General features: G+C 58.0%; 28 protein-coding genes. 1 reads left to right on the forward strand and 27 read right to left on the reverse strand.

What is annotated here, in order from left to right:
• Positions 1 to 13 precede the first annotated feature (13 nt).
• From rpmD to creB, 23 genes are all read right to left on the reverse strand, one after another.
• Positions 14 to 193, reverse strand: a complete 180-nt coding sequence (gene rpmD, locus AC0V2Y_RS26085; RefSeq protein ID WP_010394435.1) for a 50S ribosomal protein L30 — start codon at positions 191 to 193, stop codon at positions 14 to 16.
• 10 nt (positions 194 to 203) lie between these two features.
• Positions 204 to 722: a 30S ribosomal protein S5 gene (rpsE, locus tag AC0V2Y_RS26090; protein WP_010394433.1), complete on the reverse strand. Its 519-nt coding sequence runs from the start codon at positions 720 to 722 to the stop codon at positions 204 to 206.
• A gap of 9 nt (positions 723 to 731) precedes the next feature.
• Positions 732 to 1,094 (reverse strand): 50S ribosomal protein L18, encoded by a 363-nt coding sequence (gene rplR / locus AC0V2Y_RS26095; protein WP_010394431.1) that lies wholly within the window; start codon positions 1,092 to 1,094, stop codon positions 732 to 734.
• 13 nt (positions 1,095 to 1,107) lie between these two features.
• On the reverse strand, positions 1,108 to 1,641 hold the full coding sequence (rplF, locus tag AC0V2Y_RS26100) for a 50S ribosomal protein L6 (protein ID WP_475413740.1): 534 nt from the start codon (positions 1,639 to 1,641) through the stop codon (positions 1,108 to 1,110).
• A gap of 10 nt (positions 1,642 to 1,651) precedes the next feature.
• A complete protein-coding gene (gene rpsH / locus AC0V2Y_RS26105; protein ID WP_071325662.1) occupies positions 1,652 to 2,047 on the reverse strand; it encodes a 30S ribosomal protein S8 in 396 nt (131 codons plus the stop codon).
• A 14-nt stretch (positions 2,048 to 2,061) separates the two neighbouring features.
• Complete coding sequence (rpsN, locus tag AC0V2Y_RS26110) at positions 2,062 to 2,367, reverse strand: 30S ribosomal protein S14 (RefSeq protein ID WP_010394423.1); 306 nt, start codon at positions 2,365 to 2,367, stop codon at positions 2,062 to 2,064.
• A 2-nt stretch (positions 2,368 to 2,369) separates the two neighbouring features.
• A complete protein-coding gene (rplE, locus tag AC0V2Y_RS26115; protein WP_010394421.1) occupies positions 2,370 to 2,909 on the reverse strand; it encodes a 50S ribosomal protein L5 in 540 nt (179 codons plus the stop codon).
• Positions 2,910 to 2,915: 6 nt separating this feature from the next.
• A complete protein-coding gene (gene rplX, locus AC0V2Y_RS26120) occupies positions 2,916 to 3,230 on the reverse strand; it encodes a 50S ribosomal protein L24 (RefSeq protein WP_010394419.1) in 315 nt (104 codons plus the stop codon).
• Between the two features lie 9 nt (positions 3,231 to 3,239).
• Positions 3,240 to 3,608 (reverse strand): 50S ribosomal protein L14, encoded by a 369-nt coding sequence (gene rplN / locus AC0V2Y_RS26125; protein WP_008444317.1) that lies wholly within the window; start codon positions 3,606 to 3,608, stop codon positions 3,240 to 3,242.
• A gap of 253 nt (positions 3,609 to 3,861) precedes the next feature.
• Entirely contained in the window at positions 3,862 to 4,134 is a 273-nt protein-coding gene (gene rpsQ, locus AC0V2Y_RS26130) for a 30S ribosomal protein S17 (RefSeq protein ID WP_010394415.1), read from the reverse strand.
• Positions 4,131 to 4,322 (reverse strand): 50S ribosomal protein L29, encoded by a 192-nt coding sequence (gene rpmC, locus AC0V2Y_RS26135; RefSeq protein ID WP_010394412.1) that lies wholly within the window; start codon positions 4,320 to 4,322, stop codon positions 4,131 to 4,133. Before rpmC ends, rpsQ begins: the two co-directional genes overlap by 4 nt.
• A gap of 12 nt (positions 4,323 to 4,334) precedes the next feature.
• Positions 4,335 to 4,754: a 50S ribosomal protein L16 gene (gene rplP, locus AC0V2Y_RS26140; RefSeq protein WP_034753201.1), complete on the reverse strand. Its 420-nt coding sequence runs from the start codon at positions 4,752 to 4,754 to the stop codon at positions 4,335 to 4,337.
• 2 nt (positions 4,755 to 4,756) lie between these two features.
• Positions 4,757 to 5,581, reverse strand: coding sequence for a 30S ribosomal protein S3 (gene rpsC, locus AC0V2Y_RS26145; RefSeq protein ID WP_092718261.1), 825 nt, complete (start codon positions 5,579 to 5,581; stop codon positions 4,757 to 4,759).
• Positions 5,582 to 5,590: 9 nt separating this feature from the next.
• Positions 5,591 to 5,923, reverse strand: coding sequence for a 50S ribosomal protein L22 (gene rplV, locus AC0V2Y_RS26150; protein WP_170840583.1), 333 nt, complete (start codon positions 5,921 to 5,923; stop codon positions 5,591 to 5,593).
• A complete protein-coding gene (gene rpsS, locus AC0V2Y_RS26155) occupies positions 5,920 to 6,195 on the reverse strand; it encodes a 30S ribosomal protein S19 (protein ID WP_008444295.1) in 276 nt (91 codons plus the stop codon). Before rpsS ends, rplV begins: the two co-directional genes overlap by 4 nt.
• A 10-nt stretch (positions 6,196 to 6,205) precedes the next feature.
• Positions 6,206 to 7,033, reverse strand: a complete 828-nt coding sequence (gene rplB, locus AC0V2Y_RS26160; RefSeq protein WP_034753198.1) for a 50S ribosomal protein L2 — start codon at positions 7,031 to 7,033, stop codon at positions 6,206 to 6,208.
• Positions 7,033 to 7,350, reverse strand: coding sequence for a 50S ribosomal protein L23 (gene rplW, locus AC0V2Y_RS26165; protein ID WP_010394398.1), 318 nt, complete (start codon positions 7,348 to 7,350; stop codon positions 7,033 to 7,035). Before rplW ends, rplB begins: the two co-directional genes overlap by 1 nt.
• Positions 7,347 to 7,967 (reverse strand): 50S ribosomal protein L4, encoded by a 621-nt coding sequence (rplD, locus tag AC0V2Y_RS26170; protein ID WP_034753197.1) that lies wholly within the window; start codon positions 7,965 to 7,967, stop codon positions 7,347 to 7,349. The genes rplW and rplD overlap by 4 nt, the downstream gene beginning before the upstream one ends.
• A gap of 3 nt (positions 7,968 to 7,970) precedes the next feature.
• Complete coding sequence (gene rplC / locus AC0V2Y_RS26175; protein ID WP_076565200.1) at positions 7,971 to 8,627, reverse strand: 50S ribosomal protein L3; 657 nt, start codon at positions 8,625 to 8,627, stop codon at positions 7,971 to 7,973.
• Between the two features lie 324 nt (positions 8,628 to 8,951).
• A complete protein-coding gene (locus tag AC0V2Y_RS26180) occupies positions 8,952 to 9,140 on the reverse strand; it encodes a hypothetical protein (protein WP_475413739.1) in 189 nt (62 codons plus the stop codon).
• Between the two features lie 242 nt (positions 9,141 to 9,382).
• Positions 9,383 to 10,774 carry a cell envelope integrity protein CreD gene (gene creD / locus AC0V2Y_RS26185; protein WP_475413738.1) on the reverse strand — a complete coding sequence of 464 codons (1,392 nt, stop codon included), beginning with the start codon at positions 10,772 to 10,774 and terminating at the stop codon, positions 9,383 to 9,385.
• An 86-nt stretch (positions 10,775 to 10,860) separates the two neighbouring features.
• A complete protein-coding gene (creC, locus tag AC0V2Y_RS26190) occupies positions 10,861 to 12,282 on the reverse strand; it encodes a two-component system sensor histidine kinase CreC (RefSeq protein ID WP_475413737.1) in 1,422 nt (473 codons plus the stop codon).
• Complete coding sequence (creB, locus tag AC0V2Y_RS26195) at positions 12,279 to 13,010, reverse strand: two-component system response regulator CreB (protein ID WP_475413736.1); 732 nt, start codon at positions 13,008 to 13,010, stop codon at positions 12,279 to 12,281. The genes creC and creB overlap by 4 nt, the downstream gene beginning before the upstream one ends.
• A gap of 177 nt (positions 13,011 to 13,187) precedes the next feature.
• Here creB and AC0V2Y_RS26200 point away from each other — a divergent pair, with 177 nt between their 5' ends.
• Entirely contained in the window at positions 13,188 to 13,736 is a 549-nt protein-coding gene (locus tag AC0V2Y_RS26200; RefSeq protein WP_475413735.1) for a tetratricopeptide repeat protein, read from the forward strand.
• Between the two features lie 19 nt (positions 13,737 to 13,755).
• Here the strand turns inward: AC0V2Y_RS26200 and AC0V2Y_RS26205 are convergent, their stop codons facing one another.
• The 4 genes from AC0V2Y_RS26205 to AC0V2Y_RS26220 form a co-directional block, all read right to left on the reverse strand.
• Positions 13,756 to 14,601 carry a DUF817 domain-containing protein gene (locus tag AC0V2Y_RS26205; RefSeq protein ID WP_475413734.1) on the reverse strand — a complete coding sequence of 282 codons (846 nt, stop codon included), beginning with the start codon at positions 14,599 to 14,601 and terminating at the stop codon, positions 13,756 to 13,758.
• 145 nt (positions 14,602 to 14,746) lie between these two features.
• Positions 14,747 to 17,509: a TonB-dependent receptor plug domain-containing protein gene (locus tag AC0V2Y_RS26210; RefSeq protein WP_475413733.1), complete on the reverse strand. Its 2,763-nt coding sequence runs from the start codon at positions 17,507 to 17,509 to the stop codon at positions 14,747 to 14,749.
• A 436-nt stretch (positions 17,510 to 17,945) separates the two neighbouring features.
• Positions 17,946 to 18,263 carry a 30S ribosomal protein S10 gene (gene rpsJ, locus AC0V2Y_RS26215; RefSeq protein ID WP_010394389.1) on the reverse strand — a complete coding sequence of 106 codons (318 nt, stop codon included), beginning with the start codon at positions 18,261 to 18,263 and terminating at the stop codon, positions 17,946 to 17,948.
• A 179-nt stretch (positions 18,264 to 18,442) separates the two neighbouring features.
• Positions 18,443 to 19,244, reverse strand: an 802-nt coding sequence (locus tag AC0V2Y_RS26220) for an elongation factor Tu (protein WP_475413732.1), incomplete at its 5' end; no start/stop codon positions are given.

Here is a 19,244-nt window from a genome sequence, read left to right on the forward strand (position 1 = left end):
TAAGCCCGAAGGCTTACCCGACAACTTTAACGAGATACGATACTTTATTGATCATGCCGCGTACGGATGGGGTGTCTTGCAATTCGGAAACCGAATTTACACGACGCAGACCCAGACCGCGCACGGTAGCGCGATGCGATTCGCGCGTACCGATCAAGCCCTTGACCAATTGCACTTTGACTGTGTTTGTCATTTTGTCCACCTTAAGCCAGAATGTCTTCGACCGACTTGCCGCGCTTGGCAGCGATATCGGAAGCAGTGCTCATTTTCGACAGGCCGTCCAGCGTAGCGCGTACCAGGTTGTATGGGTTGTTCGAACCGGTGGATTTCGCCACCACGTCCGTCACGCCCATCACTTCGAAGATAGCGCGCATTGCGCCACCAGCGATAACGCCAGTACCCGGCTTGGCTGGGTTCATCAGGACCTTGGAGGCGCCGTGACGACCAACAACCGTGTGATGCAAGGTACCGTTTTTGAGCGGCACTTTGATCAGGTTGCGACGGGCTTCTTCCATTGCCTTCTGCACGCCCACTGGCACTTCTTTCGATTTGCCCTTGCCCATGCCGACGCGGCCATCGCCATCACCAACTACGGTCAGCGCGGCGAAACCCATGATACGACCACCCTTGACCACTTTGGTCACGCGGTTGATCGCGATCATTTTTTCGCGCATGCCATCATCCGGCTTGTCGCTTTGCATTTTTGCTTGCATTTTTGCCATGATTGATCCTTAGAACTTCAGACCGGCTTCGCGTGCGGCTTCTGCCAACGCTTTCACACGGCCGTGGTAACGGAAACCGGAGCGGTCGAACGCAACTTCGGTAATTCCTGCTTTCAACGCTTTTTCAGCGACGCGCTTGCCGATCAAGGCTGCAGCAGCGGCATTGCCGCCTTTGCCGGATTGGCCTGCCAGTTCAGCGCGAACTTCCGCTTCAGCCGTCGAGGCCGAAACCAGGACTTTAGCGTCCGGGCTGATCAGGTTGGCGTAAATGTGCAGGTTGGTGCGATGCACCGACAAGCGATTTACTTTCAATTCCGCAATCTTGATGCGGGTTTGGCGTCCGCGGCGAAGCCGTGATTCTTTCTTATCCATCGTCAGCCCCTAATTACTTCTTCTTGGTTTCTTTAAGCTTAACCACTTCGTCCGCATAGCGAACGCCCTTGCCTTTATAAGGCTCAGGAGCGCGGTAAGCACGAACTTCAGCGGCTACCTGGCCAACCTGTTGACGGTCGATACCTTTAATCAGGATCTCGGTCGGGGTTGGTGTTGCGCAGGTAACGCCGGTTGGCATGTCATGCACTACAGGGTGCGAAAAACCCAGGGACAGATTCAGCTTGTCGCCTTGAGCTTGCGCCTTGTAACCCACGCCTACCAGGTTCAGCTTTTTCTCGAAACCCTTGGTGACGCCAACAACCATGTTGTTGACCAGTGCGCGCAGCGTGCCGGACATGGCATTGGCTTCGCGGCTGTCGTTCGCCACGTCGAAACTCAGGGTTCCTGCATTGTTTTCCACTTTGACCAGACCGTTGAGGGCTTGGGAAAGTACGCCCAGCGGGCCTTTTACGGTGATCGCTTGTGCGGAGATGGCGACTTCGGCGCCAGCTGGCACTACGATAGGCATTTTAGCTACTCGAGACATGTGTAACTCCTTAAGCCACGTAGCAAATAACTTCGCCGCCGACACCGGTAGCGCGTGCTTTGCGGTCAGTCATGACGCCTTGCGGAGTCGACACGATCGCCACACCCAAGCCATTCATCACAACAGGGATCTCGTCTTTACCCTTGTAGACGCGCAGACCCGGACGGGACACGCGCTCCAAGCGCTCAATAACGGGACGGCCAACATAATACTTCAAACCGATCTTCAGTTCCGCCTTGCCACCAGCTTCGGCAACAGCGAAATCTTCAATGTAACCCTCGTCCTTCAGGACGTTGGCAATCGCAATTTTGACTTTCGACGATGGCATGGCCACGGTCGTTTTTTGCACGCCTTGTGCGTTGCGAATGCGGGTCAGCATATCGGCGATAGGATCGCTCATACTCATTGCATATTCTCCTATTACCAGCTTGCTTTTGTCATACCCGGAATTTCACCACGCATGGCGAATTCACGGAGCTTGATACGACCCAGACCGAATTTACGGAATGTGCCGCGCGGACGACCGGTGATGGCGCAACGGTTACGTTGACGCGTCGGGTTCGAGTTACGTGGCAGCGCCTGCAGTTTCAGGCGAGCTTCGTAGCGCTCTTCTTCCGATTTCGATTGGTCATCGACGATGGCCTTGAGAGCTTCGCGCTTAGGGGCGAATTTCGCCACCAGGTCAGCACGCTTGATCTCACGATTAATCAGTGACAGTTTGGCCATGATCAGTTCCTGAAAGGGAATTTAAAGGCGGCGAGCAAAGCTTTGGCTTCGTCATCGGTCTTAGCGGTTGTCGTGATGCTGATATTCATACCGCGCAACGCGTCAATCTTGTCGTATTCGATTTCAGGGAAAATAATCTGTTCCTTGACACCGATGTTGTAGTTGCCACGACCATCAAATGCACGGCCGTTCACACCACGGAAATCGCGTACGCGCGGCAGAGCCACGGTAATGAAGCGATCCAGGAACTCGTACATGCGAGCGCCGCGCAGGGTGACCATCGTACCGATCGGGTAACCTTCACGGATTTTGAAGCCTGCGATCGCTTTGCGGGACTTGGTGGTCACTGGCTTCTGGCCGGCGATCTTGGTCAAGTCAGCAACTGCGTGCTCGAGAACTTTTTTATCCGCGATAGCCTCACCAACACCCATGTTCAGGGTGATCTTGGTCAGGCGTGGAACTTCCATTACCGACTTGTAACCAAACTTGCTGGTCAGGTCGGCAACGACTTTTTCTTTATAGAATTCTTGGAGACGTGCCATGATTTCTTAAGCCTTCACTACTTCGCCGGAGGATTTAAAGACGCGGACTTTTTTGCCATCCACTTCTTTGAAACCCACGCGATCTGCCTTGCCAGTCGCTGCATTGAACAATGCAACGTTGGACACGTGAATTGGCATGGTCTTATCGACGATACCACCAGTTACGCCAGTCATCGGGTTTGGCTTAGTCGCTTTTTTAGCGATGTTAATGCCGTCAACCACGATATGTTCAGCATCGATACGCTGCTGTACCACACCACGTTTGCCCTTGTCTTTCCCGGTCAGAACGATGACTTCGTCGTTTTTACGAATCTTATCCATTACGACTCCTTACAGGACTTCCGGTGCCAGGGACACGATTTTCATGAACTTCTCAGTGCGCAGTTCGCGCGTGACAGGTCCAAAAATACGGGTACCGATCGGTTCCAGCTTGGCGTTCAACAGAACGGCGGCATTGCCGTCGAACTTCACCAGGGAACCGTCTTGGCGGCGAACACCTTTAGCGGTGCGCACAACCACGGCGTTATAAATTTCACCTTTTTTGACACGGCCACGTGGCGCAGCAACCTTGACGGTTACCTTGATCACATCGCCAATGCCAGCATAACGGCGCTTGGAGCCGCCCAATACCTTGATGCACATTACTTCTTTGGCACCGGTATTGTCAGCCACTTCGAGCCGGCTTTCAGTTTGAATCATAGTATTCTCTTTCCCAACTTAAGCCGAAGAATCCACACAATGTAGACCCACGGTCAGTCTTGGTCCCGCCAGAGCCGCCCTGCTGGGCTTCACTGTTTGGGTGCATGACCTTCATACATCAACTGACCGCGAATGCTACTGTCTGTGGCCAGACACTTTGCGGCGTTACATGAACGAAGCCCGCAAGTATTACATACAATTTGCGGGCCTGCAAGTACTAATTAAAACCCACCGCCGAAACGGTGGTTTTTATTTAAACGGTTGGTGCGGCTTGAACCACACGTGTCACCGTCCATGCCTTCGTTTTGGAGATCGGGCGACCTTCCTGGATCTCGACCGTATCACCGGCCTTGACTTGGTTGGTCTCGTCATGCGCGTGATACTTGTTCGAGCGCATGATGATCTTGCCATACAAAGGATGTTTTACGTGGCGCTCGATCAGAACGGTAACGGTCTTGTCCATCTTGTCCGAAACCACTTTACCGATCAGCGTGCGCTTGAGCGACTGTTTCACTGGTTCGTTCATTTGGCTTCCTTCAGATTCATTACCGTCTTCACACGCGCGATATCGCGGCGTACCTTCTTGAGCTGCGAAGTGTTGCTCAGCTGCTGCGTAGCGATTTGCATGCGCAGGCCGAACTGTGCCTTCAACAGGTCATTCAGCTCTTTTTGCAGAGCTGGCTGGTCCTTGCCGCGGAGTTCAGATGCTTTCATATACAACTCCAATTATTGGCCGACTTGGCGGATGACAAACGTCGTCGCCAGTGGCAGTTTAGCGGCGGCAAGACGGAATGCTTCCCGTGCCAGCGCTTCATCAACGCCATCCATTTCGTACAGTACTTTGCCTGGCTGAATTTCAGCGACGTAGTACTCAGGATTACCCTTACCGTTACCCATACGGACTTCAGCCGGTTTGTTCGAAATCGGTTTGTCCGGGAAAATACGGATCCAGATACGGCCACCGCGCTTGATGTGACGCGTCATTGCACGACGCGCCGCTTCAATTTGACGCGCAGTGATACGACCGCGCGCAACTGCCTTCAGACCGAATTCGCCAAACGACACGGCGGTGCCGCGGCTGTGCGAAATACCGGTATTACGGCCTTTCTGCTCTTTACGATACTTTCTGCGTGCTGGTTGCAGCATGATTATTCTCCTGCTTTCTCAGCTGGTGCTGCTGCGGCGGCCGGTTTAGCGGCGGTACGCACACGTGCACCTGGTGCTGTGGATGGTTTCGCACCGGCACCGGCTGGACGTGGACGGCCAGCTGGCTTGCCATCGTCACGGCGTGGGCCGCGGCTTTTCTTCTCGTCAGCTGGGGTATCGATGACTGGTGCATCGCCGTTCGGCGCGCGGTCACCCTTGTATACCCACACCTTGACACCGATGATGCCGTAGGTGGTCGACGCTTCGCTGGTACCGTAGTCGATATCGGCGCGCAGGGTATGCAGAGGCACGCGGCCTTCGCGGTACCACTCTTTACGCGCGATTTCGATACCGTTCAGACGGCCGGACGACATGATCTTGATACCGAGAGCACCCAGGCGCATTGCATTTTGCATTGCACGCTTCATGGCGCGGCGGAACATGATCCGTTTTTCCAGCTGCTGCGAGATCGAATCGGCGATCAGTTGCGAGTCGATTTCAGGCTTGCGAATTTCTTCGATGTTCACGTGAACAGGTACGCCCATGATCTTGGTCAGCGCCGACTTCAGTACTTCGATGTCTTCGCCTTTTTTACCAATGACCACGCCTGGACGCGAGCTGTAGATCGTGAAGCGCGCGTTCTTGGCTGGGCGCTCGATAACGATGCGGCCAACGGAAGCGTTCTTCAGTTTCTTTTTCAGGTAAGCACGTGCTTTCAAGTCTTCGTTCAGCATGGCAGCGAAATTACCGTTGCCTGCATACCAGCGCGAAGCCCAGTTACGGGTGACCGCCAGACGGAAACCGGTTGGATGAATTTTCTGACCCATCGTGGCTCCTTAGTTACCGACAGTCACGTAAACGTGACAGGATTGTTTCGAAATACGGTCGCCACGGCCTTTTGCACGCGCGGTGAAGCGCTTCAGGACCGGGCCCTTTTCGACGTAGATCGTTTTCACGAACAATTCGTCGATGTCCGCGCCATCATTGTGCTCGGCATTCGCAATAGCGGATTCCAGAACGCGCTTGATGATCGCAGCACCTTTTTTCGGGCTGAATTGCAAGATGTTGAGTGCAGCGTCAACTTTCTTGCCACGGATCAGGTCAGCAACCAGGCGGCCCTTTTGGTCCGACAGGCGCACACCTTTGAGGATAGCTTTAGTTTCCATTATTTCTTAGCCTTTTTGTCAGCTGCATGGCCCTTGAACGTACGGGTCAGTGCGAATTCGCCGAGCTTGTGACCAACCATGTTTTCGGAAACATAAACCGGCACGTGCAGCTTGCCGTTATGCACCGCGATCGTCAGGCCGATAAAGTCAGGCATGATTGTCGAACGACGCGACCAGGTTTTGATTGGCTTTTTGTCTTTGGCTGCTTGCGCGGCTTCAACTTTTTTCACCAGGTGGGCGTCACAGAACGGCCCTTTTTTCAATGAACGTGTCATGTGCTACCCCTTATTTCTTGCCGCGGCGCGAGACGATCATGGAAGTAGTACGCTTGTTGCTGCGTGTCTTCTTACCCTTAGTCTGTTGGCCCCAAGGCGAAACTGGATGACGACCAGCTGCTGTTTTACCTTCACCACCACCGTGCGGGTGATCGACCGGGTTCATGACCACACCGCGAACGGTAGGACGAACACCGCGCCAGCGCATCGCGCCAGCTTTACCGATCTTGCGCAGGCTGTGCTCGGCATTGCCGACTTCACCAACCGTTGCACGGCACTCGATGTGCACGCGACGTACTTCACCCGAGCGCAGACGCACTTGAGCGTAGGTACCTTCACGCGCCATCAGCACGACGCCAGCGCCGGCGGTACGGGCCATTTGGGCACCTTTACCTGGCAGCATTTCAACGCAATGCATCACGGTACCGACTGGGATGTTACGGATTGGCAAGCAGTTACCCGATTTGATCGGTGCTTCCGAACCGTTCATCACGCTGTCGCCAACGGCCATGCCTTTGGTTGCGATGATGTAGTGACGTTCGCCGTCGGCGTAGCACAACAGAGCGATATTCGCGGTGCGGTTTGGATCGTATTCGATACGTTCCACTTTCGCTGGAATACCATCTTTGGTGCGCTTGAAGTCGATCAAGCGGTAGTGTTGCTTATGACCACCACCGATATGACGGGTGGTGATGTGACCGTTGTTGTTACGACCAGCGGTCTTGGATTTCTTTTCAACCAGGGCAGCGAACGGACGACCTTTGTACAGGTCGGCATTCACCACCTTCACCATGCCGCGACGGCCTGGCGAGGTTGGTTTCATCTTAACGAGTGCCATTATGCAGCCTCCTCGGAGAAGTTGATTTCCTGGCCAGGCTTCAGGCACACGAAAGCACGCTTGGTATGGTTACGACGACCGTTGAACTTGCCGGTGCGTTTTTGCTTACCTTCGCGGTTTGCAGTTTGCACGGACAGAACTTCAACCTTGAACAGCAGTTCGACCGCTGCCTTGATTTCAGGCTTGGTTGCATCCGGCAGTACGCGGAATACAATTTGCTCGTTCTTTTCCGCGACCATGGTGGCCTTTTCGGAAATCACGGGCGCCAACAGCACCTTCATCAAGCGTTCTTCGCTATGTTTCAAAATCGCGCTCATGCCAGCATCTCCTCAATCTTGGCCAATGCAGCTTTGGTGACCAGGATCTTCTTGTAGAACACCAGGGACATCGGGTCTGCGTGACGTGGCTCAACGACGAGTACGTTAGGCAGGTTGCGCGATGCCAGTTCCAGGTTTTCGTTCAGAACGTCGGTGATGATCAGAACCGAATCAAAGCCCAGGCCGTTCAATTTTTGCGACAGCAGCTTGGTTTTTGGCGCGTCGATCGTCAGATCGTCGATGACGATCAGGCGCTCTTCGCGAGCCAGCTGCGACAGGATCGAGCAGATACCTGCGCGATACATTTTTTTGTTCACTTTGTGGGTGAAGTTTTCGTCAGGCGAGTTCGGGAAAATCCGACCACCGCCGCGCCACAGTGGCGACGACGACATACCAGCACGCGCGCGGCCGGTACCTTTTTGGCGCCATGGCTTTTTCGTCGTGTGGTGAACTTCTTCACGGTCTTTTTGCTTGCGGTTACCACTACGTGCATTCGCTTGATAAGCGATGACGACTTGGTGGATCAGCGCTTCATTGTAGTCACGGCCGAAAATCGTATCGGCTGCAGCAACGTTCGAGGCGGCTTGACCTTGCGCATTCAGAAGCTTGAGTTCCATCGTTTAAGCTCCCTTCTTGGCTTTGGTTTTGATGGCTGGCGAGACAACTACCTGGCCATTTTTCGCACCTGGAATCGCGCCTTTGACCAGCAACAGCTGACGGTCGGCATCGATACGGGCGATCACGAGGTTCTGGATCGTACGGTTAACGTCACCCAGATGACCGGTCATGCGCTTACCAGGGAAAACGCGACCTGGATCTTGTGCCATACCGATGGAACCTGGAACGTTATGCGAACGCGAGTTACCGTGCGTTTGACGGCCGGAAGCGAAGTGGTAACGTTTGATAACGCCTGCATAGCCTTTACCGATGGTAACGCCTTGCACGTCGATCTTTTGACCGACTTCGAACAGGGAAGCAGCGACAACATCGCCAGCTTTCAGTTCAGCGGCTTTGGCAGCGTCGACACGGAACTCTTTCAACAGAGTACCGGCTTCAACACCAGCTTTAGCGTGATGACCAGCAACAGCTTTGGTCACGCGGGAAGCGCGACGTTGACCGAATGCGACCTGAACAGCGGAGTAGCCATCTGTTTCAGGGGTTTTGATTTGCGCAACACGGTTGTTCGATACGTCCAACACGGTGACAGGAATCGAATCCCCTTCATCCGTGAAAATGCGCATCATACCAACCTTGCGACCGAGAAGGCCTAGGCTCATTTTTTCTCCATTCCCACCTGCGATTGGGCGGGGCTTGTTTAACTACAAAGTAACGTAGGACTCAAAAAAGACGAATCCATACCGAAGCCGGCTAGTATATAGCACAAAAACCCTTGACGCAACAAGTTAACACGAGGTATGTCAAAGTGTTGCGCGACGCCCCTGCGGGAGTTGCCGGCGCGCCTGAAAAACGCTGCCGCAAGGCAAGCTCACGGGCGCAAAGCACGACGGCATGCGGCCTCGCGGGCGATGCCAGAAACACGCAGGGCGCGCCATGGCATGCGCGCCCTGCTCCACACATCCTGGGCGTGGCGCCCGGAAAACTTATTGCTGGCAGTTGATCAGGCAATGCTGGTACAGATCCTCGCAGATGGGGCTGCCGCCGAGGTGCGCCCGGCAATTCGCCACTTTTTGCCCGCACTCGCTATAGCACTGCGTCACATCGCCGGCAGCAAACGCATACGAGGCGCTCAGGCCCAGCGCAAACAGAAAAACCATCGTCTTTTTGATCATATTGCATCTCCGTTTATCAGATGGACAAACAACCAGGACGCCACGCCATCCTCGCACCGCCCCGGGCGGATGCCGCGGCGCCCGCCATTACTTAAAAAGCAATGCCAATAGCATACCGTAAACAATACCAACCAACTACCAATTTATGATGCCGCGCCCTGCCCGCCCAAAATACAAAAGCCAGCCCGGGCATTTCGCTGTCCGGGCCGGCTGGAAGGTGGCGCATGGCGCCCGGTTAAGCCTTACTCTTGCGGTGCTCCTTTGCCAATCTGATACCAGTCCACCTTGCGCGTCGCCACCATGATGACTGCCAGCACGGCGAACAACAGGATGCTGCCCATCACCAGCGCATTGTTTTCCGAGCTCAGCAAGCCATACAGGGCGCCATACAGCATGGTCAGCCCCACGCCGAAGCCGATGCCGCGCCAGGCGTTGTGCAGCACGTGCGCCAGATAAAAGCTGGTCAGCACGATACAGGCGGCGCTGGCGATCAGGTAGGCGGCCAGGAAGGCGATGTGTTCCGCCAGGCCCACCAGCAGCAGGAAGAAGATCACCAGCGACAGCCCGACCAGCAGATACTGCACCGGGTGGATCGGCAGGCTTTTCAGGATTTCAAAGATGAAGAAGGCGGCAAAGGTCAGCGCCACGAACAACAAGCCATATTTGGTGGCCCGGTCCGATTGCGAATACACGTTCACCGGCTCGATGAAGCCCACGCTGAAGCGGTCGATCTGGCCCAGCGGCGCGCTGTCGGGCACCTTGAATTCACCCTCGATCGTGCTCAGCTGCGTTTGCGCATTGGTGGCCAGCGAGGAGATGCTCCACTCGACCTGAAAACCGTCGGCGTTGATTTGGCGGAATTTCGGCGACGGCAGGAAGCGTCCGCCAAACTGCGGATGGGGCCAGTTCGACTTGATGCTGATCTGACTGTTTTTCGCCACCGGCACGAAGTGCTGGCGTTCGATGCCATCGAGGCCCAGGTCAAAGCTGAAATGCACCTGCTGCGGCGCCGCCAGCGGCATGGCGCCCAGCGGCGCATGCAGGCCGCTGCGGAAGGCAAACAGGTCGCTGCCCTGCTCGAACTCGATCTTCTGGCCGCCCCAGTCGATTTTCGGGATGTTGCGGATACCGCGCACGTCCTCGATGGACAGGGCCACGAACGGCGCCCCCAGGGTCACGCGCGAATCCGGCGACTTGCGCGGCAGCTGGCTGCCGGCCGGCACCGTGAAGTCGCCCTTGAACGCGTGCTGGCCGCTGTAGACCAGCACCTGGTGGATGCCGCGGTAGCGGCGGTCCGTGTCGATGTTACCGTTGAGCAGTAAATTGTTCGGGTAGACAAGCAGGCGGCGCTGCACCGTGCGGTGCAACAACTCCGTGCGTACGGGCGCTTTCACTTCCTTGTCATCGCCCTTGGCCACCTCCACGCGCTCTTCATACTGCTCCGTGTAGGGGATCACCAGGATGGGGCCGATGATGGTTTGTTCGCGCACCGAATCGGCGGCGATGCTGTTGACTGCTTCCTGGCGGAATTCCATCCGCTCCTTGATCGTTTCCTGAATCATCAGCAAAGGCAGGCCGATCAGCAGCATCAGGCCGAACACGATCAACGCTTTGACTAACAGAGTTTTTTGCATGGCGTATCCTTGAAGTAAGGGGACCAGTGTAAAAAAGCTGTATGCGCTGACGATGCAGTCTGTGTGAAGCCGGCAAATAAAATGTGCTACACCAACGGCAGGCACAGGCGCGCGCAGGCGCCGCCGTCCGGATGATTGAGCACCTCGACCGTGCCGCCATGCAGGGAAGCGACCTCGCGCACGAAGGGCAGGCCCAGGCCCGTGCTCTTGCCGGCGGCCGGGCGCGGCAGGGAATAGAAGCGTTCGAAGACGCGTTCCAGCGCATACGCGGGAATGCCTGCACCGCGGTCGCGCACGGCAATTTCCACCTGGCTGCCCTGGCGATGCGCCGTCAGGTCGATGCCGCTGCCAGGCGGCGCAAAGCCGGCCGCGTTGTCGAGCAGGTTGCCCAGCGCCTGGCGCAGCAGCAAGGCATCGCCGGCCACGCTCAACTCGTCGCACTGCAGCTGCAGGCGCACGCCGCGCGCCGCCAGCGTGGCGGCCGCATCCTGCGCCACTTGCGCCAGCAGGGGCGCCAGCGCGATGCGCTCGGGGTGTTCCAGGCGCTGCTGCTTTTCCACGCGCACCAGGGCCAGCAGCTTGTCGATCAGCTGCCGCTGGCGCGCATTCTGTTCCAGGATACTAACCAGAAACTGACGGCGTTCGGCCGGCGGCATGTCTTCCTGCAGCAGCTCGGCCGAGGCCTGGATGGCGGCGATCGGGCTTTTCAATTCATGCGCCAGCGTGTGCATCAGCTGCTCCACGTATTCCTTGCCTTCCAGGCGCGTGCGCATCGCTTCCAGCGCCCGCCCCAGGGTGCCGATCTCGTTCTTGCCCAGCGCCGGCAGCGCCACCTTGCGCCCCGCTTCCACGTCGCCGATGTAGCGCATCAGCTTGCCCAGCGCATGGTGCAGCCACCAGGCGAACGCCAGGCCGATCAGCAGCGACAGCAGCAACAGCACGGCGCCGCGCTGCAGGATCTTGCGCTGGCTGCGCTCGACAAACGCTTGCACGCTGGCGTTCGGCTTGGCCACCGTCAGCACGCCGATCACCTCATTGCCGTCGCGAATCGGCGCGGCCACGTGCATCACCGTCGACATCTCGTCGTCAGGCCGGCTGCGCGTGCTGCGCGCGCCGTACTTGCCCTGCAAGGTCAGATACACGTCATTCCAGCGCGAATAGTCGCGCCCCACATCGCGCCCGCTGGAATCGAACAGCACGATGCCGTGCCGGTCCGTGATGGTGATGCGGTAATCGAGCGTGCGCTTGCGCACGCCATTGATATTGACGTCCACGCCATGGCGCGCGTAATCCTGCATGCGCCCGGCCACGGGCGACTGCGCCAGCGTGCCCGCCTTCACGTCGGGCGCCACCAGACTGGCCAGCAGCTGCGAGGTATCGACCAGGGTGTCTTCCAGGGTCGAGCGCACGCCCGGCTTGACCTGCTCCATGAAGACATTCAGCAGGAACCATGCGGCCAGGCCCACGACCAGGAAGTAGCCGAGCAGGATGCGCAGGCCGATCTTCATGCGCCGGCCAGGCTGTAGCCGAGGCCACGGTGGGTGTGGATGGGGTCGACCTGCGCATCGACGGCACGCAGCTTGGCGCGCAGCGATTTGACGTGCGCATCGACGGTGCGCTCGAGCGTGTCGGGCGCCCCGCTCCACACCCGCTGCATCAGCTGCGCGCGCGACAGCACGTGGCCCGGATGCTCGAGCAGGGTCTTCAGCAACAGGTATTCATAGCGGGTCAGGTCCAGCGGCTGGCCGTGAAACAGCACGCGCGCCTCCAGCGCACGCAGCTCGAAGCGCGCCGGCGCGGCCGCGGCGACAGGCGCGGCTATCGTCATGCCAGTCTCGCGCGGGACTGGCGCGACGCCTGCGCGGCGCAGGATGACGCGGATGCGGGCCACCAGTTCGCGCGGCGAAAACGGTTTAGTGACGTAATCATCGGCGCCGATTTCCAGGCCGACGATACGGTCGATCTCATCGCTGCGGGCCGTCAGGAAGATCACCGGCACCTCGGAAAACTGGCGCAGCCGGCGGCACACTTCCAGCCCGCTCATGTCGGGCAAGCCCACGTCGAGCACCACCAGAACGGGCAAGGGCGCGGCTTCGCCGGGCGTCGGGCGCAACGCGGCCAGGGCGTGCTCGCCCAGCATCACATGGCGCGGCGTAAAGCCGTCCGTGCGCAAGGCATAGGCGATGCTGTCGGCAATCGCCTGTTCATCTTCCACGATCAGGACAGTCTTGGACATGGCGGCGGCACGCATTAATGGACAAGCCCGGAGTATCCCTGAAGCACGCAAGCGGCGTCAATCCGGCGTCAATCGCGTGCGCCGGCGAAAAGCCGCCCATGCCCAAAAAACTTAGAGTATATTTATCACGGCATGACTCCACCGATACACCGTGTTTGACACCCGTCCGAGGAGACTATGAAGAACCATACCATCAGCCTGCTATGCGCTGTCAGCCTGCTGGCCGCCTGCGCGGCGCCAGCGACACTCACCACCTCCAATGAACAGCGCGACGCCTGCAACGCGGCCGAACTCAAAGGCCAGTTTGGCGAAGCGGAACTGGCTTGCGTACAGGCGCTGCGCAGCGCCGAGCAGGCCGGGGCCAGCGCGGACATCCTCTCGCAGCGCCAGTACAACCTGGGCCGCATCAAGCGCTTGCAGGGCAAGAATGCGGAAGCGGAACAACTGTACCGGCAAGCGCTGGCCACGGAAGAAGCGGCACAGCCGCGCAGCGATGCGCGCATCGGCCGCCGCATGGTGGAACTGGCGTCGGCGCTGGCCGCGCAAGGCAAGTGGCAGGAAGGCACGGGCTATCTGGAACGCGTGCTGCCGCTGCTGCCGAAGTTGTCGCCCGCCTCGCGCACGTATTCGGCGGAAGTGCTGCGCCAGTATGCCAAACAGCTGCAAGGCGGCCCGCAAGCGGCACTGGGCGCGCGCTTCGACGTGGTGGCGGCCAGCTTGCAATAAGCGACTCCCGGGGCCCGGCCTAAGGCTGGGCGACGTGGATGCTGGCCTTGATGTGCTTGAGGTGGGCCACGATGGTGAACGTCATCACCACCAGCAGCGACCATGAGCTCCATTTGCTGACATGCACCACCGACCATGCGCCAAGCTGGTTCGGATAGCGCCACACGCCCCAGAAGGTGCTGATGTTTTCGGCCAGCCAGATGAAGAAGCCGACCAGCACGAAACCGAGCAGCAAGGGCATGCTGCGGTCGCGGTCGAGCGGCCGGAACACCACGGTGGTGCGCGCATACAAGCCCAGCGCGCAGGCAGCCAGATACCAGCGGTAGTCGCCGATGTAATGATGGGTGAAGAAGTTGGCGTAGATCAGCAGCGCGATCAGCACCGCCATCCAGTACGGCGGATGGTGGCGGATCCGCATGTCGAGCAGGCGCCAGGTCTGGATGATGTAGCTGCCGACGGCGGCGTACATGAAGCCGGAAAACAGGGGCACGCCAAACACCTTGGTGTAGGCAAAGTCGGGATAGCTCCACGACTGTATCGTGCCCGACACCTTGAACACCTCCAGCGCGAAGCCGACCGCATGAAACAGGCAGATGGCTTTCAATTCATCCCACGTTTCCAGCCCGCTCCAGACCATCGCGCCCTGGATCACCAGCGCCGCCAGCAGCAGCACGTCATAGCGCGGCAGGCCGAACAGGCCGGCGCGCGGCACCAGGAAGACTGCGGCAAAAAACAGCCCCACGAACAGACAGGACCACGCCTCTTTGATGCCGAAATACAGGAACTCGGTCAGCAAGCGCGGCCAGCCGCGCAAGCGGTGACGGGGGGCGGCATTTAACAGGTGGGTATCGAGGGCGTTAAGCATGCGGCAACTTTATCGTCCAGCCGCAGCACTGTAAAGCGATATCCCCCTGTGCCTCGATGGCAAGGCAAAAAAAACCAGGCACGAGGCCTGGTCTTTGACACGCCCGGCATCGCTGCCGGACGGTGGAGGTATCAGCTGACGCCGATCAGAGGAAGGTGTAGCTGGCCGTTACGCCGATACGACGCATCTGGAACGATTCAGCGTAGCCTTTGCGCCATTGAATCGGTGCAGCCTTGTCGAACAGATTGTCGATGTACAGGCTCAGACGCGTGTTCTTGATGCCGCCGTACGACAGGTTGTAGTCGACCGTGGTGTTGCTGCCTACGCGCGAGCAAACACCCATGTTCTCAGCCGAAACCTTGTTGGTAACGCAGTAGGTCGACGAAGTCTGGTTGTCGTTGCTAAAACCGCTGGCGTAGTTCAGGGTCATGCCGTGGTCGAACTCGCCGGTCTTCAGGCTGGCGCGCAGCTTGGTTTTCAGACGCGAACCCAGGTCATAGTTACCGGCCAGGTTGGTGTCATAGGCATTGTCGGTCACGCTGAATTCCTGGTATTTCCACAGGTAGCTACCTTCCAGTTTCAAACGAACCTGGCCGATACCGGTGTTGAAACGGCCACCCGCGTCGAAGTCGAAGCCCGAAGCACGGGTCTTGCCACTGTTGACGTATGGGTTGTACAGCAAGCCGATCGCGCCAACGCCGCCGAAGTTGGTGGTATTGCCCGGTGCGTATTTTTTCACCAGTGCCAGGAATTGTGCATCGGAAGCCGAGTTATCGACACGCACCAGCTGTCCGGCTGGCAGGCCAGCTTCGCCGCGCAGGATGTCGGCCACGGCACGGGTACCGATTTCGTCCTTGCGTTCGATATGGTAGTAGTCCAGTGCCACGGTCCAATTCTTGACCGGTTCGAAAACGAAACCAGCGGTGATCGAACGCGAGGTTTCCGGTTTCAGGTCCTTGTTCGCCGACACGAAGCTAGGCACACCGCCCGAGCAATCGCTGTTGCGGAAGGTATTCGCCTGCGCCTTGTCGACGGTGGTGGCTGCTGGATTGTTCTGCACCAGGTTGTTCAGGGTGCTGGCAGTCGAGCAACGACGTGGATCGCTGACGCTGGTCGCGAACGAGCTGCGGCCCAGGCCGTTACCGGTTTCAACGATGTTAGGCGCGCGGAAGCCGCCAGCGGCCGTAGCGCGCAGCAACAGGGTGTCGGTGGCGTTGACGCGCAAGCCCAGCTTCGGCGAGAAGTGCACGTCGCTGTTGGTGGACTTGTCGGCACGTACCGCTGCGCTCACTTCCACACGCTTGACCACCGGAATGGTCGCTTCGGCGAACAGCGCGTAGTGATCCATGGTGTCTTTGACTTGCAGGCCGGCGATGCCGACCAGGTCGCCACGCAGCACGTTGTCCGAGCTGGCCATTTCATACTTTTCGCGACGGATGTCGGTACCGAATGCCACATTCAAAGGACCGGCAGGCAGTTGCGCCACTTCACCGGACACGGTCGCGTCGATGAAGGTGATCTTCGACTCGCCCTTGGTGGTACGCACCGGGAACATCGATTCCAGCAGCGCGGCATCGTTTTGCTGGCCGAACTTGTAGGTGCCGTTGACGATGGCATTGGTGTAGCCGGTCGCGCTCACGGCACGGGTGGCCTTGTTGGCTTTCGAGTTCATGTAGCCGACCGCGGATTTCCAGTCGAAATTGCCGATGTCGCCGTTCAGGCTCAGCATGACGCGCGTCTGATCGGACTCGGTGCGGTTGAAGTTGAAGCCTTCACCGGTATCCATCATGCGGGCACGGTATTCCACCGGTACGCCGTAAGGGTTGTTGGCGTGGCCAACCGGCAATTTTGGATAGAAGTATGGACCGACCATCTTGCCGTTGATCGCGTCGTACCAGGTGCTCGGCGACGTGGTGGCGCTACCGTTGCTGACGTTGAACGGGGCGACGATGTAGTCGTTGCTGGCGCCGGCGTTGGTGATCTCGAAGTTGGCGTCGATGTTCTTGCCGATGCGGAAATGCGTGTTGCTGGCCAGCGCATAGCGCTTGGCATTGGTGGTCAGGCCTGTGTATGGCAGGACATCCATCTTACACAGCTTGTCTTTCGGGTCGATCTTGTCGGCCGGGCAACCTGGCGCGGCGACGATGTTCGTGCTGTTCAGGAAGTAGTTACCGGTTGGCGAGAACGCGCTCAGGGCGTCCCAGGTCGAGCGGCCCGGGGTCTGGCGGTGCCATTCCGGATAGTGGCCGCGCAGGTCGTCAGCGGTGTAACCGTCGTTCTTGTAAGCTTCGTACGTCAGGTAGGTGTTGAAACCGTCCTTGTCGATATCGCCGTAACCGACGATGCCGGACACGTTGCGGCTGCGCTGGTCTTTGAAGCCTTCGGTTTCCTTGTAGTTGCCGGTGATCTTGGCGCCTTCGAAGTTCTTCAGCAGGATGATGTTGATCACGCCAGCGATGGCGTCGGAACCGTAGATTGCCGACGCGCCGTCTTTCAGGATCTCGATGCGCTCGATGGCGGCAGCCGGGATCGCGTCCAGGTTGGTGAAGTTCTGTTGTGCGCCATCGGCCAGGCCGTATTGCGCAATGCGGCGGCCGTTAACCAGCACCAGGGTCGCGACCTTGCCCAGGCCACGCATGCCCACGCCCGAGGAGCCCGTGGCAAAGCTGCCCGAACTGTTGTTCGACGAGTCGATCGAGGTGCTGATGGCAGCGGAGGAATTCAGGATGCCCAGCGCCGTGGTCTGGCCGGTGCGCTCGATGTCGTCGCGGGTCAGAACCTGCAGCGAGCCGGCTGTTTCAGCTTCGGTACGCTTGATGCTGCTGCCGGTGACTTCGACGCGTTGCAGTTTTTCTGCGGGTGCGGCAGCTTCTTGCGCCACAGCGTATGGGGAGAAGGCCAGTGTCAATGCTATTGCCAGTGTGCTTTTCTTCAAACGGGGTGTACTGCTCATCACTAAACTTTTCAAGACTACTCCTCAAATATTGTTTTCGTTTTATAAATCGATGCGTTGCATTGACCATTTTTGTAAAAGGATCACACATTCTCACGCATGTTGCAAATTTCTCACATTTGACGCAGCCGGGAAAGAGAACAATTAACAATTGTTGTTTTAACCCCACTTTATAGGCCGGGTGAGGAAAAGCGAAAAGAAGAAAGAGGGATGAAATGGGATGAGGGAAAGACGGACGCACCGCAAAAGGCGCGACACCAAAGCAATGGGGCCGGGCGCGCTCACGATCGTGAACAGGCCCGGCCCCATCATCAGGCAGCGGGACACCCCGCCGGCCTGGAACAGCTGTCAACACCTGGTGCTACGGCGTTGTCAGCTGCCCTTGAAACTCTTATTGCAGTTTGATTTCAACATCAACACCAGCTGGCAGATCCAGCTTCATCAGCGCGTCAACGGTTTTGTCCGTTGGGTCAACGATGTCCATCAGGCGTTGGTGCGTACGGATCTCGAACTGATCGCGCGAAGTTTTGTTGACGTGCGGGGAACGCAGCACGTCGAAACGTTGAATACGGGTAGGCAGTGGTACTGGGCCTTTGACGACAGCGCCGGTGCGCTTCGCGGTTTCAACGATTTCCAGAGCGGACTGGTCGATCAGTTTGTAATCGAAAGCCTTCAGGCGGATACGGATTTTTTGGTTTGGTGCCGACATGATATTTCCTTAAAAGAACGAACCGCGCGGTCTGCACGGCAATGAGGTCATACGGGAATTTCTGACGCAACAACCGTCAGGGTCGACATGATAGCACCAAAATGCTTGCCAACCCCGGCAGTTGAATAAAAAGAAGGGCGCCGGGCGACGACGCGTCTTCTTTTATGCAGGCTTAAGAATTAAGCCAGGATTTTTGCAACAACACCAGCGCCGACGGTACGGCCGCCTTCGCGGATAGCGAAGCGCAGACCTTCTTCCATCGCGATCGGGTTGATCAGCTTGACGGTGATCGACACGTTATCGCCTGGCATGACCATTTCTTTGTCTGCTGGCAACTCGATCGAACCGGTCACGTCCGTCGTGCGGAAGTAGAACTGTGGACGATAGTTGTTGAAGAATGGCGTATGACGGCCGCCTTCGTCTTTCGACAGAACATAGATCTCGCCGGTGAAGTGGGCATGCGGCTTGATCGAGCCTGGCTTGGCCAGCACTTGACCACGTTGCACGTCTTCACGCTTGGTGCCGCGCAGCAGCAGACCAACGTTGTCGCCTGCTTGACCTTGGTCCAGCAGCTTGCGGAACATTTCCACGCCGGTGCAAGTCGTCTTGACGGTATCGGTGATGCCGACGATTTCGATCTCTTCGCCGACCTTGATGATGCCGCGCTCGATACGACCGGTCACCACGGTACCGCGGCCCGAGATCGAGAACACGTCTTCCACTGGCATCAGGAAGGCGCCATCAACAGCGCGCTCTGGCGTTGGGATGTAGGCATCCAGCGCATCGGCCAGACGCAGCACTGCGTCCACGCCCATCTCGCCTTCTTTGCCTTCCAGCGCCATACGTGCCGAACCTTTGATGATAGGCAGGTCGTCGCCTGGGAATTCGTACTTCGACAACAGCTCGCGCACTTCCATTTCAACCAGTTCCAGCAGCTCTGCGTCGTCGACCAGGTCGCACTTGTTCAGGAACACGATGATG

It is taken from the genome of Janthinobacterium sp. BHSEK, assembly GCF_056174685.1.

Coding starts and splice junctions, on each gene's coding strand:
- rpmD (WP_010394435.1), bottom strand. CDS start 193: ATGACAAACACAGTCAAAGTGCAATTGGTCAAGGGCTTGATCGGTACG.
- rpsE (WP_010394433.1), bottom strand. CDS start 722: ATGGCAAAAATGCAAGCAAAAATGCAAAGCGACAAGCCGGATGATGGC.
- rplR (WP_010394431.1), bottom strand. CDS start 1,094: ATGGATAAGAAAGAATCACGGCTTCGCCGCGGACGCCAAACCCGCATC.
- rplF (WP_475413740.1), bottom strand. CDS start 1,641: ATGTCTCGAGTAGCTAAAATGCCTATCGTAGTGCCAGCTGGCGCCGAA.
- rpsH (WP_071325662.1), bottom strand. CDS start 2,047: ATGAGTATGAGCGATCCTATCGCCGATATGCTGACCCGCATTCGCAAC.
- rpsN (WP_010394423.1), bottom strand. CDS start 2,367: ATGGCCAAACTGTCACTGATTAATCGTGAGATCAAGCGTGCTGACCTG.
- rplE (WP_010394421.1), bottom strand. CDS start 2,909: ATGGCACGTCTCCAAGAATTCTATAAAGAAAAAGTCGTTGCCGACCTG.
- rplX (WP_010394419.1), bottom strand. CDS start 3,230: ATGGATAAGATTCGTAAAAACGACGAAGTCATCGTTCTGACCGGGAAA.
- rplN (WP_008444317.1), bottom strand. CDS start 3,608: ATGATTCAAACTGAAAGCCGGCTCGAAGTGGCTGACAATACCGGTGCC.
- rpsQ (WP_010394415.1), bottom strand. CDS start 4,134: ATGAACGAACCAGTGAAACAGTCGCTCAAGCGCACGCTGATCGGTAAA.
- rpmC (WP_010394412.1), bottom strand. CDS start 4,322: ATGAAAGCATCTGAACTCCGCGGCAAGGACCAGCCAGCTCTGCAAAAA.
- rplP (WP_034753201.1), bottom strand. CDS start 4,754: ATGCTGCAACCAGCACGCAGAAAGTATCGTAAAGAGCAGAAAGGCCGT.
- rpsC (WP_092718261.1), bottom strand. CDS start 5,581: ATGGGTCAGAAAATTCATCCAACCGGTTTCCGTCTGGCGGTCACCCGT.
- rpsS (WP_008444295.1), bottom strand. CDS start 6,195: ATGACACGTTCATTGAAAAAAGGGCCGTTCTGTGACGCCCACCTGGTG.
- rplB (WP_034753198.1), bottom strand. CDS start 7,033: ATGGCACTCGTTAAGATGAAACCAACCTCGCCAGGCCGTCGCGGCATG.
- rplW (WP_010394398.1), bottom strand. CDS start 7,350: ATGAGCGCGATTTTGAAACATAGCGAAGAACGCTTGATGAAGGTGCTG.
- rplD (WP_034753197.1), bottom strand. CDS start 7,967: ATGGAACTCAAGCTTCTGAATGCGCAAGGTCAAGCCGCCTCGAACGTT.
- rplC (WP_076565200.1), bottom strand. CDS start 8,627: ATGAGCCTAGGCCTTCTCGGTCGCAAGGTTGGTATGATGCGCATTTTC.
- AC0V2Y_RS26180 (WP_475413739.1), bottom strand. CDS start 9,140: ATGATCAAAAAGACGATGGTTTTTCTGTTTGCGCTGGGCCTGAGCGCC.
- creD (WP_475413738.1), bottom strand. CDS start 10,774: ATGCAAAAAACTCTGTTAGTCAAAGCGTTGATCGTGTTCGGCCTGATG.
- creC (WP_475413737.1), bottom strand. CDS start 12,282: ATGAAGATCGGCCTGCGCATCCTGCTCGGCTACTTCCTGGTCGTGGGC.
- creB (WP_475413736.1), bottom strand. CDS start 13,010: ATGTCCAAGACTGTCCTGATCGTGGAAGATGAACAGGCGATTGCCGAC.
- AC0V2Y_RS26200 (WP_475413735.1), top strand. CDS start 13,188: ATGAAGAACCATACCATCAGCCTGCTATGCGCTGTCAGCCTGCTGGCC.
- AC0V2Y_RS26205 (WP_475413734.1), bottom strand. CDS start 14,601: ATGCTTAACGCCCTCGATACCCACCTGTTAAATGCCGCCCCCCGTCAC.
- rpsJ (WP_010394389.1), bottom strand. CDS start 18,263: ATGTCGGCACCAAACCAAAAAATCCGTATCCGCCTGAAGGCTTTCGAT.